This is a genomic window from Streptomyces sp. NPDC048275, from assembly GCF_040652275.1.
Lineage (GTDB): Bacteria > Actinomycetota > Actinomycetes > Streptomycetales > Streptomycetaceae > Streptomyces.
The window spans coordinates 14,288-26,912 of record NZ_JBEZLR010000079.1 but is presented as its reverse complement, the minus strand read 5'-3'; the positions used below and the strand labels follow the sequence as shown (position 1 = coordinate 26,912).

9 protein-coding genes are annotated in these 12,625 nt (G+C 71.3%); all 9 read left to right on the top strand.

All coding sequences use genetic code 11. The annotated features are described in order from the left end of the window. Positions 1–3: 3 nt before the first annotated feature. On the top strand, positions 4–948 hold the full coding sequence (locus tag AB0D57_RS34455) for a sugar ABC transporter permease (RefSeq protein WP_362082271.1): 945 nt from the start codon (positions 4–6) through the stop codon (positions 946–948). Positions 949–950: 2 nt separating this feature from the next. Next, positions 951–1,841 (top strand): carbohydrate ABC transporter permease, encoded by an 891-nt coding sequence (locus tag AB0D57_RS34450; RefSeq protein WP_362082268.1) that lies wholly within the window; start codon positions 951–953, stop codon positions 1,839–1,841. Between the two features lie 5 nt (positions 1,842–1,846). Beyond that, a complete protein-coding gene (locus tag AB0D57_RS34445; protein ID WP_362082265.1) occupies positions 1,847–3,112 on the top strand; it encodes a 6-phospho-beta-glucosidase in 1,266 nt (421 codons plus the stop codon). After that, positions 3,109–4,122 (top strand): BadF/BadG/BcrA/BcrD ATPase family protein, encoded by a 1,014-nt coding sequence (locus tag AB0D57_RS34440; protein WP_362082262.1) that lies wholly within the window; start codon positions 3,109–3,111, stop codon positions 4,120–4,122. Before AB0D57_RS34445 ends, AB0D57_RS34440 begins: the two co-directional genes overlap by 4 nt. A gap of 532 nt (positions 4,123–4,654) precedes the next feature. Continuing rightward, positions 4,655–6,124, top strand: coding sequence for a hypothetical protein (locus AB0D57_RS34435; protein ID WP_362082259.1), 1,470 nt, complete (start codon positions 4,655–4,657; stop codon positions 6,122–6,124). A 14-nt stretch (positions 6,125–6,138) separates the two neighbouring features. Then, entirely contained in the window at positions 6,139–7,152 is a 1,014-nt protein-coding gene (locus tag AB0D57_RS34430; RefSeq protein ID WP_362082256.1) for a glutamate ABC transporter substrate-binding protein, read from the top strand. A gap of 115 nt (positions 7,153–7,267) precedes the next feature. After that, positions 7,268–8,602 (top strand): hypothetical protein, encoded by a 1,335-nt coding sequence (locus AB0D57_RS34425; RefSeq protein WP_362082253.1) that lies wholly within the window; start codon positions 7,268–7,270, stop codon positions 8,600–8,602. Between the two features lie 34 nt (positions 8,603–8,636). Continuing rightward, on the top strand, positions 8,637–11,201 hold the full coding sequence (locus tag AB0D57_RS34420; protein WP_362082335.1) for a tetratricopeptide repeat protein: 2,565 nt from the start codon (positions 8,637–8,639) through the stop codon (positions 11,199–11,201). Further along, positions 11,202–12,542, top strand: a complete 1,341-nt coding sequence (locus tag AB0D57_RS34415) for a PP2C family serine/threonine-protein phosphatase (RefSeq protein WP_362082250.1) — start codon at positions 11,202–11,204, stop codon at positions 12,540–12,542. It abuts the gene before it with no gap. Positions 12,543–12,625: the final 83 nt, after the last annotated feature.

Sequence of the window (12,625 nt, the reverse complement as noted above, 5' to 3'; positions counted from 1 at the left end):
GCCATGAGCACCGCGTACACCCTGCGCGCCAAGCGCCGCCGCTCGGCGCTTCGGACACTCGCCTTCATGTCGCCCTGGTTGATCGGATTCACGGTCTTCTTCGCCTACCCGCTGCTCTCGACCGTCTATTTCTCCTTCATGCACTACGACGGTTTCCAGCCGCCGACCTGGAGCGGAACGAAGAACTGGACGTACGTCTTCGAGCACTACCCACTGTTCTGGCCGGCGCTGCGCAACACTCTGTGGCTGGTTCTGGTGATGGTGAGCCTGCGGGTCGTCTTCGGACTCGGCGTGGGACTGCTGATCACGAAGATAAAGACGGGCACGGGGGTCTTCCGCACCCTCTTCTATCTCCCCTACCTCGCCCCGCCCGTCGCCGCGACGATGGCCTTCGCCTTCCTCCTCAACCCCGGTACAGGACCCGTCAATTCGATCCTGGAGAAGGTCGGCGTCCCGGCACCCGGCTGGTTCAACGACCCCACCTGGTCCAAGCCGGCGCTGACCCTGCTGGCCCTGTGGGGCATCGGCGACCTGATGGTCATCTTCATGGCCGCGCTGCTCGACGTACCGACCGAGCAGTACGAGGCAGCGGAGCTGGACGGCGCCTCGGCCTGGCAACGCTTCCGGTACGTCACCCTGCCGAACATCTCGCCGATCGTGATGTTCGCCGTGGTCACCGGCGTGATCCAGGCCATGCAGTGCTACACCCAGCCACTGGTCGCCGGGAAAGTCGCGTCGGGAGTCATCCAGGGCGCCGGTACACAGTTCGAGCCCGGCTACCCCGACAAGTCCACCCTCACCCTCCCCCAACTCGTCTACAACCTCGGCTTCCAGCGCTTCGACTACGGCTCCGCCTGTGTGGTCGCGCTCGTGCTGTTCGCCCTGTCCATGGTGTTCACCGCGTTCCTGATGCGGCGCCGGGGCGGTCTCATCCAGGCAGGTGACTGACGATGACTCAAGTACTCGACAAGCCGGTACAGGTGCGGACCTCCTCGGACAGCGCACGCACCGCCCACCGCAAAGCCCTCCTGGAATGGGTCGCGATCCACGCGCTCGGCGTCGCGGCCGCCCTCTTCTTCGTCCTCCCCTTCGTGTTCGTCCTGCTGACCTCCCTGATGAGCGACTCGCAGGCACTCAGCCGCGATCTGATCCCGCGCACCTGGGAGTGGGCCAACTACCGGAAGGTCTTCGACACACCCGGCTTCCTGACCTGGTGGAAGAACACGCTGCTGTACGCCGGCGCGAGTACCGCCCTGACGGTCTTGTCGTCGATCCCCGTCGCCTACGCGCTCGCCAAGTTCCGCTTCCGCGGCCGGAACCTGTCACTGATGCTGGTCATCTCGATGATGATGCTGCCGCCGCAGGTCGTGATCATCCCGATGTACCTCTTCTGGGCGAAGCAGCTGGGCCTGTCCGGCACCCTCTGGCCACTGATCATCCCGATGGCGTTCGGCGAGGCCTTCTCCATCTTCCTGCTCCGCCAGTTCCTGATGACCATCCCGAACGAATACCTGGACGCGGCGAAGGTCGACGGCTGCGGGGACCTGCGGACGCTGCTGAAGGTCGTACTCCCGATGGCGAGGCCCGGCATCGCGGCCGTGGCCCTTTTCCAGTTCTTCTACGCCTGGAACGACTACTTCGGACCCCAGATCTACGCGTCGGAGAATCCCGGCGCCTGGACCCTCTCCTACGGCCTGGAGTCGTTCAAGGGCGCGCACCACACCGACTGGAATCTCACCATGGCCGCGACCGTGCTGGTCATGGCCCCCGTGATCCTCGTGTTCTTCTTCGCGCAGAAGGCGTTCGTCGAGGGCGTCACACTCACCGGAGTGAAGGGTTGACCCATATGAAACTCACCGTGGTCGGCGGAGGGTCGACCTACACCCCCGAACTCATCGACGGATTCGCCCGGTTGCGGGACACCCTGTCCATCGAGGAACTCGTCCTCGTCGATCCGGCCGCCGAACGCCTGGAGCTGGTGGGCGGGCTGGCCCGGCGGATCTTCGCCCGGCAGGGGCACCCCGGACGGATCGTCACCACCGACGACCTGGACGCGGGCGTCGAGGGCGCCGACGCCGTACTGCTCCAGCTGCGCGTCGGCGGCCAGGCGGCCCGGCAGCAGGACGAGACCTGGCCGCTGGAGTGCGGCTGCGTCGGGCAGGAGACCACGGGCGCGGGCGGCCTCGCCAAGGCGCTGCGCACGGTACCGGTGGTGCTGGACATCGCCGAACGCGTCCGCCGCACCAACCCTCACGCCTGGATCATCGACTTCACCAACCCGGTCGGCATCGTCACCCGCGCCCTGCTCCAGGCCGGGCACAAGGCCGTCGGGCTGTGCAACGTGGCGATCGGCTTCCAACGGAAGTTCGCCGCGCTGCTCGGGGTCGTGCCCGCCGATGTCCACCTGGACCACATGGGCCTCAACCACCTCAGCTGGGAGACCGGCGTACGACTCGGCGGCCCCGAGGGCGAGAACGTCCTGCCGAAACTGCTCGCCGAGCACGGGGACGCCATCGCCGACGACGTGCGCCTGCCGCGCGCCGTCATCGACCGCCTCGGCGTGGTCCCGTCCTACTACCTGCGGTACTTCTACGCGCACGACGAGGTCGTCCGAGAACTGGGGACCAAGCCGTCCCGGGCCGCCGAGGTCGCCGCGATGGAACGGGAACTGCTGACGATGTACGCCGACCCCGCCCTCGACGAGAAGCCGGAACTGCTCGCCAAGCGCGGCGGCGCCTACTACTCGGAAGCGGCCGTCGATCTCGCGGCCGCGCTGCTCGGCGGAGGCGGGAGCCCCTACCAGGTGGTGAACACCTACAACAAGGGCACGTTGCCGTTCCTGCCGGACGACGCCGTGATCGAGGTGCAGGCGGCGGTCGGTTCGCACGAGCCGACGCCACTGCCGGTGCCGCCCGTGGACCCACTGTTCGCGGGGCTGATGGCAGGCGTGACGGCGTACGAGGACCTGGCGCTGGAGGCCGCGCTGCGTGGCGGCCGTGAACGGGTGTTCCGCGCCCTCCTCTCCCACCCCCTGATCGGCCAGCACGCCTACGCCGATGCCCTCACCGACCAGCTGATCGCGCACAACCGGGAGCACCTCGCGTGGGCATGACCTCATCGGGATCCGGCGCCGAAACGGCAGCCGGGTCCGGCCCCGCGGGTCTGGTGCTCGCCATCGACGCGGGGAACAGCAAGACCGACGTGGCGGTCGTCGCGGCCGACGGCGAAGTGACCGGTACGGCGCGCGGCGGGGGCTTCCGGCCGCCGGTGGACGGCGTCGATCGGGCCGTGGACACGTTGGCCGAGGCGGTCGCCCGGGCCTTCGCGAAGGCGGGGGTCGGCTCGGTCGCCCATGTCTCGGCCTGCCTCGCCAACGCCGATTTCCCCGTGGAGGAGGAACAGTTGGCGGCGGCGCTGCACGCGCGCGCGTGGGGCACGAGTGTCGAGGTGCGCAACGACACGTTCGCGATTCTGCGCGCCGGGATCGCGGAGCCGTGCGGGGTCGCCGTCGTCTGCGGCGCCGGCATCAACTGCGTCGGCATGCGCTCCGACGGACGCACCGCCCGCTTCCCCGCGCTCGGCCGTATCTCCGGGGACTGGGGCGGTGGTTGGGGCCTGGCGGAGGAGGCGCTGTGGCACGCGGCGCGGGCCGAGGACGGACGGGGCGGCCCCACCGCCCTGGCCCGCACCCTCCCCGCCCACTTCGGCCTCACCTCCATGTACGCGCTGATCGAGGCGCTGCACCTGGAGCACATCGAGCAGGCCCGGCGGCACGAGTTGACGCCGGTGCTGTTCGCCACGGCGTCGGACGGTGACCCGGTGGCCCGCGCCCTCGTCGACCGGCTCGCGGACGAGGTGGTCGCGATGGCCACGGTCGCGCTGACGCGGCTGGATCTGTTGGACCAGGAGACCCCGGTCCTCCTCGGCGGTGGCATCCTCGCCGCGCGCCACCCCCAACTCGACGACCGCATCCGCGAGCTCCTCGCCGACCGTGCGCCGAAAGCGGTCCCTCAAGTGGTCGTCGCCCGTCCCGTCCTTGGGGCCGCCCTGCTGGGCCTGGACCACGTCCGCGCCCCGGACGACGTCCACGCGCGCGTGCGGGCGTTCCACGAGGGGGGCTGAGCAGTTTCCCTCGCCCCCGCCGCCCCTACCCGTCCCATCCCGTTCCTGGGGGCTCCGCCCCCAGCCCCCCGTTCGGCCTGAACGGCCTGGTCCTCAAACGCCGGACAGGCTGAGATACCCAGGGGCGCGGGGCTGTGACATTGTGCGGCTCCGCCGCGTGGGCGCGCCCAGCCCCCACCCTCCCGCACCCAAACAACCACCTGCCGGGGGTCTGGGGGCGGAGCCCCCGGGGATGATGGGGGTCCCCCCTGCTCGAGCGAAGTCGAGAGCTTGGGGGAGGGTAGGGGCGGCGGGGGCGAAAACCCGGTCGGGATCAGGCCCGACCAGACCAGTCGAAAGGGAACCGAACAGATACCGATCGCGTATTCATGGTCAGGACACGCGGAGCGCTCCGCGCGGTATTCGGCACAAGATCCAGTCAAGACCTGTTCGGATGTCAGTCCCGGCGGCGATACTTGCGGCCGTGCACCTCTCTTCGTGCGTCCCACGCACGCGGACGAGGTGACCGAAAGACGACCATGGGGGAGGTCAAGTGACACACACGCCGAAGGGCAACGCCGCACCACCGGGGCAGTCCGGCACACCCACGCCCACGCCCACGATGCCGGCCGTGCCACCGCAGTCCGGGCCTCCCGCACCGCAGGGCCCGCAGGGCACACCCCCCGCTCCCGACACCACGCCCGCCCGCCGCACGGCGTGGTCGGAGGGCGTGGACCAACTGCGCGCCGCGGCGACCACGGAACCGGGCCGGCTGAGGATCATCGGCGCCGTCCTCGCCCTGCTGGTCGTCGCGTTCGGCGCGGTCACCGCCTGGCAGATGACGGAGCGTTCGACCGCCGCGGACGACGTGCTGCACAGCAGCCAGCCGCTGAGCGCGGGCGCCGCGGACATCTACCGCTCACTCGCCGACGCCAACACCGCGGCCTCCAGCGGCTTCCTCGCTGGCGGCCAGGAGACCGCGGCCTCCCGCGACCGGTACGAGGGCAACATCCGGGCGGCCGCCCAGGGCCTGATCACCGCCGCGGCCAACTCCGACCCGGGTTCCCCCTCCGCGGACACCATCGCCAAGCTCAACAAACTGCTGCCGGAGTACAAGGGCCTGATCGAGCGGGCCCGCGCCAACAACCGGCAGGGCTACCCCCTCGGCGGCGCGTATCTGCGGTACGCGAACGACAAGATGCAAAAGGAGATGCTCCCCGCGGCGGAGGACCTCTACAAGCGGGAGAACCAGCGGCTGAGCGCGGACTACGCGGACGCCAAGCCCTACCCGTGGGTCGCGATCGCGCTGGGCGTGCTCGCCCTCGGCGGCCTCGCCTGGGCCCAGCGGCGCCACTACCGGCGGACGAACCGGGTGCTGAACCAGGGTCTGGTCGCGGCCACGGCCGCCGCCACGGTCGTACTGCTCTGGCTCGTCGTCGGACACAGCGTGGCCCGGGCGGGCCTCAACGCGTCGTACGAACACGGGGTCCGCTCGCTGAACGTGCTGCACGACGCCCGGATCGCGTCCGTGAAGGCGCGGGGCAACGAGAACCTGACGCTGGTCAACCGTGGCGCGGAGACCAAGAAGGTGTCCGAGACCGAGGTCATGGACCTCTACGACTACGACTACCAGCAGGACATGAAGACGCTGGCCAAGGGCCTGGCCCTGGCGGCGGACCTCGCCGACGACAAGGCGGGCGAGCAGGCCGTGACGGCGGCGACCGGCGACATGAAGGTCTGGAAGGCCCGTCATCTGGAGGCTCGCGAGGCCGACGACGACGGCGACTACCAGGGCGCGTTGGACAAGGTGATCGGTGCCAAGGGTGCGACGGGCGAGTGCTTCGACGGCGTCGACACGAACCTGGCGGCGGCGCTGAGGCACGAGGAGAGCGAGTTCAAGCAGGCGGCGACCGCCGGCCTGGACGCGATGACCGGCCTCTCGGTGGGCGCGGCGGTCCTCGCGGTGCTGGCCGGCGCGGGCGCGCTGCTGGGCATCGGGCGCAGGCTTTCGGAGTACCGGTGAGAGGGGGATGGGCGATGAGCGCACGACGTCTGAGGGCGAGCCTGCGGGGCTGGGGCGGCGTGGGAGCGATGGGCGTCGTCCTGGCCGTCACCGCGGTGTTCGCCCTGCTGCTGCCGGTGTGCACCGTCCAGGAGGACGGCAGTGCGGGCGTCGGCGGCCAGGGAGTCGCCCAGGGCACGCAGGTGAAGGCCGACGACACGTGCACCGCCCCGCAGGACCAGAGCCCCGCCCCGTCCGGTGACGAGAGCGGCAAGACGATCACGGCCATCAAGGAGCGCGGCTATCTGTCGGTCGGCGTCGACCAGAACAGTTACCGCTGGGGCTACCGCGATCCGAACAACACCGAGAAGAGCAGCGACCTCGAGGGCTTCGACATCGATTTCGCGCACGAGATCGCGAAGGAGATCCTCGGCGACCCGGCCGCCGTGCGGTTCCACGCCATCCCCACCAACCAGCGCATCCCCGCGATCAAGGCCGGCCAGGTCGACATGGTGGTGCGCACCATGACGATCACCTGTGCCCGCCTCGAGGAAGTCGCGTTCTCCGCCCCCTACTTCCAGACCGGACAGCAGGTGCTGGCCCCCAAGACCTCCGACATCAAGGGGTACGACGGGACGCTGGCGAAGAAGAAGATCTGCTCGGCGTCGGGTTCCACCGCCTACGACAAGCTGGACGCCGACAAGAAGGCGGGCAAGCTCGCCTCCTCCGCCGACATCTCCACCACGGTGCCCAACCAACTCGACTGCCTGGTGCGCCTCCAGCTGGGTCAGGTCGACGCGGTGGTGACGGACGGCGCGCTCGCCGCGAGCCAGGCCGCGCAGGACCCGACGGTCGAGCTGAAGGGCAAGACCTTCACGACCGAGTACTACGGCGTGGCGATGAAGTTGGGCGCCGACGATCTGGTACGCCGGGTCAACCAGGTGCTCGTGGACTACCGCCAGAGCGGCGGCTGGCAGGACTCGTACGACGAGTGGCTGTCCGCCACGCTGGGCGCGGACTCGCCGTCGTCGAAGCCGCCCACGACCTAGGACGAGCAGAGCGGCGGAAGCGACCGACCTGATACGACTGGCTTGATACGACTGGAGTGTTACCCCGGCGCGCCGGACAGGAGCGCGGGGAACGACCGAGAGCGAGAGGTGATCGATGGGCGTCACGGGACCCCCCGGGCCGGTGATGGACCGGGACGAGGTGGACCGTGCGCTGGCGCGGCTCGGCGCGGAGCACGAGGCCATCGAGTCCTCGCTCCTCGCCCTGCAGGACCACGCGGGCCGCAGACTCCTCGAAGGCGCCGAGCTCACGGGTACGACCAAGGAGCGCTGGGAGACCGCGGACGCGTCGATCACGCTGCTGTGGGCGTACTTCGACGCGTACACGGACGCCCTGCGCGGCGCCCGCGACATCCGTTCGCGCCGGCGCTGGTCGAGCCGTGAGGACCTGGTCGAGCTGACCGAGCTGCTGCGCGGCGAGAGCGTCACGGTCGCCGGTTCGACCACGGCCGCGGCGAACGCGCCGACGCTCACCGGCACGGGCAGGCTCAGCGAGCGGTTCTCGCTGTCCGCGCTGGTGGAGCGCATGAACGAGCTGTACGCGTCCTCGCTGGACATGGTCGTCGTCGCGGACGCCGTCTGGTCCGCGCTGCCCGCCCGGATCGATTTACTGGCCGCGGAGCTCCAGCGCACCCGTCGGCTCGCGCACTCCGTCGGCGTCCGCCCCGGTGAGCACCCGTCGGGCGACGACCTGGAGCGGATCACCCGGACGCTGACCACGCTGCGCGAGCGCGTGGTGTCCGACCCGCTGGCCTTCTGGGTGCCCGCGCAGGGGAGTTCGGCCCCTGGCGGCGGGCGCCCGGACACGACGACGTACGACCGCGAGGCGCGCGCCCTGGAGGACGTACGCCGGGAGATCGACGCGGTGCTGACCGTGCGGCAGGACGCGGAGGCGCGGCTCGTCGCGCTGCGGGACGTGCTGAGCCGCGCGGACCGCACGCTCGCGGAGGCGCGGAGCGCCCGTGGTGAGGTGCTGGCGAAGATCGCCGCGTCGGAGGTGCCGGCCGTCAGCGGGCCGCCGACGGCGTTGCAGGAGCAGTTGGCGACGGCCGCGGAGTACCGCAGACACGCCCAGTGGCACCGCCTGTCGCCGCTCCTGGAGGCGCTGGAGGAGAAGGCCGAGGACGAACTGCTGCGCGCCCGCGACTCGTTGACCGCGGTCACCCAGCCCCTGGCGGTCCGCGCGGAGCTGCGCGGCCGCCTCGACGCGTACAAGGCGAAAGTCGCCCGGCACGGCCTCGCGGAGGACCCGCTCCTCATCGAGCGCTACGACGCGGCGCGGCGCATGTTGTGGAGCGCGCCCTGCGATCTACGGGTCGCGGAGGAGGCGGTACTGCGCTATCAGCGGGCGGTCGCCGACCTGCTGAACCCGCGGGTGCCCGAGCAGAGCGGGCCCCGTGACCGGACGGACCGGAGGGGGCCCGACGCATGAGCGTTAAAGGTGATGCAGCGTGAGTCAGCAGCCTGTGGGTCAGCAGCAGAAGTGTCAGCGGCCCGGTTGCTCGGGGTCGTACGAGGACGTGGGCGGCGGCGAGCTGTACTGCGACACCTGCGGCCTGGCGCCGGTCGTCTCGGCGAACGGCGCGTTGAGTTCGCCCCCGACCGGGATCACGGCGGGCGGCAGGGGCTCACGCGGGTCCAGCAGCAGTAGCTCCCGCGCGAGTTCCCGTACGTCCTCGCGCTCCTCGCAATCGCGGCGCTCGGTCTCCGGGCGCCTCTCGCGCTCGCTGTCGGGCACGTCGACCGGCCGCTCGGTGTCGGTGCGCAGCTCCGGTTCGGCGGCCGGTTCCACCGGGCGCGGCCGGCTCGGCGCCGGTCTGGTGGAGGTGCCGGACGTGCCGCGGCCCGACCCGCGCGCGATGGTGCTGGAGAACCCGGAGGTGCCCGAGCGCAAGCGGTTCTGCTCGCGCTCCGACTGCGGGGCTCCGGTGGGGCGTTCGCGCGGTGAGCGGATCGGTCGCACCGAGGGGTTCTGCACGAAGTGCGGCCACCCGTACTCGTTCGTGCCGAAGCTCGGCACGGGCGACATCGTGCACGGTCAGTACGAGGTGGTGGGCTGCCTCGCGCACGGCGGCCTCGGCTGGGTCTACCTCGCCGTGGACCGCGCGGTCTCCGACCGCTGGGTGGTCCTCAAGGGTCTGCTCGACACCGGTGACCAGGACGCGATGGCGGCCGCGATCTCCGAGCGGCGCTTCCTGGCGGAGATCGAGCACGCCAACATCGTGCGGATCTACAACTTCGTGGAACACCTGGACCAGCGGACGGGTTCGCTGGACGGGTACATCGTCATGGAGTACGTCGGCGGCAAGTCGCTGAAGGAGATCGCCAACGAGCGCCGGACGGCGGACGGGACGCGCGACCCGCTGCCGGTCGAGCAGGCCTGCGCGTACGGCATCGAGGCGCTGGAGGCCCTCGGGCATCTGCACAGCCGCAATCTGTTGTACTGCGACTTCAAGGTCGACAACGCGATCCAGACCGAGGACCAGCTCAAGCTGATCGACATGGGCGCGGTGCGCAGGATGGACGACGAGGAGTCGGCCATCTACGGCACGGTGGGCTACCAGGCGCCGGAGGTGGCCGAGGTCGGCCCGTCGGTGGCGAGCGACCTCTACACGGTCGCCCGCACGCTGGCCGTCCTCACCTTCGACTTCCAGGGCTACACGAACGTCTTCGTGGACTCCCTGCCCGACCCCGACAACATCGAGGTCTTCCGCCAGTACGAGTCCTTCTACCGGCTCCTGGTCCGCGCCACCGACCCCGACCCCGCCCGCCGTTTCGCCTCCGCCCAGGAGATGGCGGAGCAGCTCACCGGCGTGCTGCGCGAGGTCGTCTCGCTGCAGACGGGGCGGGCCCGACCGGCCCTGTCCACCCTGTTCGGACCCGAGCTCAAGGTCGTGGACACGGAGCTGTTCGGGGAGCTGGACGGGGATGTGTCGCGGTTGGGGGCTCGGGGTGTTCCGGCGGCGGCAGAGCGGCGACGCGGGGTCCTGTCCAGGGCCCACGGGTCCGCGTCCGGGGCCGTCGGGGCTGACGGCGCCGGAGGCGCCGCGTTGCCGGCCGGCGGAGCCGGTCGCTTCGGAGGGTTGGTCAAGCCTGTTCAGGCCGCCGTTACGGCGCTCGCGCTGCCCGTCCCCCACGTGGATCCGGGCGACCCGAACGCCGGCTTCCTCGCCGGGCTCATGGCGTCCGCGCCCGCGGAGCTGATCACCGCGCTGCACGCGGCGCCCACCGGCTCCCTGGAGCTGCGGCTGCGCGAGCTGCGGGCCCGTCTGGAGATGGGTGAGCTGGACAGTGCGACCAGAGCGCTCGAGGCCCTGGAGGCGGACCATCCCGACGACTGGCGGGTGGTCTGGTACCGGGGCGTGGCGGCCCTGGCCACCGGGGAGCACGAGATCGCGGCGCTGTCCTTCGACGCGATCTACGACGCCTTCCCCGGCGAACCCTCGCCGAAGCTGGCCCTCGGCCTGTGCGCCGAGGTGCTCGGACAGCTGGACAACGCCGCCGAGTACTACCGCCTGGTGTGGGCGACCGACCCCAGCCATGTGAGCTCGGCCTTCGGCCTGGCGCGCGTCCAGCTCGCGGCGGGCGACCGCCGTGGCGCCGTACGCACACTGGAATCCGTACCGGAGGCGTCGATCCACTACACCGCGGCGCGCGTCGCGGCCGTGCGGGCGCGGCTGCGGCGGCGGTCGGCCGAGGAGGCGGCGGCCGCGCCGTTCCTGGACGATCTGACAGCGGCTGCCGCCCAGGTCGAGGCCCTCGACGGCTATGGTCTGGACGCGGTCCGGCGAGGAGAATTGTCCACAGAGGTCCTTGGCTGCGCCCTGGACTGGGTACTCTCCGGTAGCCAGGGTTCCGCCCCGCAATCCGGGGGCGGACGGGTGCTGCTCGGCAGTGAGCTGGACGAGCGCGGTCTCCGCTTCGGTCTGGAGCGCTCGTACCGCACGCTGGCCCGGCTCGCCCAGGGCGGCGAGGAGAGGATCGACCTGGTGGAACGTGCAAACCGTTACCGCCCCCGGACGTGGGTGTGATTGATGTCCCAGATGCCCCAGCCGACGGCCCTTTCGCGGTGCCCCAGTTGCGAGGAGCCGCTGGAGGCGGGTGACCGTTTCTGCGGTGCGTGCGGGTATGACCTGTCGGCGGTGCCCGCACCGCCCCAGGACCAGCCCACGATCACCATGAACGGCGCGTCGGCGCGCCCTCCTTCGGCCGCCGCGCCCGTGGACTGGCCCGTCGCACCGGAGCCGGCGAGTTCCGACACGCCCGCGCCGGTGCACCGGGCCACGGACATCCGGGGCACGGACTCGGGCGGCACCGAGCTCCCGCACGCCCCGGGCGAGTCCGCGGGCGTACGGTTCGACCGGCCTTCGGAGCCGGACGAGTACCCGCTCGCTCCCCCGGCCGGCCACCCCCCGACCGATCCCCGCACCGCCGACCTCGACGCGCCGGCCGTGGGCGGTCCGTTGTGCGTCGCCTGCCGTTCGGGCAGCGTCGACAGCGACGGCTACTGCGAGAACTGCGGGCACGCGCAGCCACGCGAGCGCGACCACATGGAGCAGGAGTTGGGCGCGGTCGCCGCGGTCAGCGACCGGGGCCTGCGGCACCATCGCAACGAGGACGCGTTCGCCATCTCCTCGACCGCGCTGCCCGACGGCTCGCCCGCGGTCGTCGCGATCGTCTGCGACGGTGTCTCCTCGGCGACCCGCCCGGACGAGGCCTCGCTCGCAGCGTCCCGGGCCGCCGGCGAGTCTCTGCTGGCGGCGCTGCCGCTGGGCACGCACCCGCAGCAGGCCATGCACGAGGCGATCGTCGCGGCCGCCGAGGCCGTCAACTCGCTGGCCGAGGCGCCCCCCGCACAGGAGGATCACGCCCCGCACCAGAACGCACCCGCCTGCACCCTCGTCGGCGCCGTCGTCACCCCCAGCCTGCTGGTCGTCGGCTGGGTCGGCGACAGCCGTGCCTACTGGGTGCCCGTGGACCGCGACACGCCGTCGGCCCGGCTCACCGAGGACGACTCGTGGGCCGCGCAGATGGTCGCCGCGGGCCTGATGAGCGAGGCGCAGGCGTACGCCGACGAGCGCGCCCACGCCATCACGGGCTGGCTCGGCGCGGACGCGTACGAACTGGAGCCGCACACCGCTTCCTTCAAGCCGGACCGGCCGGGTGTAGTGGTGGTGTGCACCGACGGGCTGTGGAACTACGCGGAGGCGGCCGAGGAGATGGCCGAGGTCGTGCCCCTGGACGCCGCCGCGCGACCGCTGCACAGCGCCCAGGTGTTGGTCGGCCACGCCCTGGACGGCGGGGGCCACGACAACGTAACAGTGGCCGTCGTGCCGTTCCCGGCCCCGTCGCAGGGGGCAGGATCGGCCTGAGGCCGCGCAACGGGGACGGCCTCGGGCCGGAGGGGACCGGTCCGGATACTGTCATCACCCCCGTGGAACCGGGGGCCTTGAGG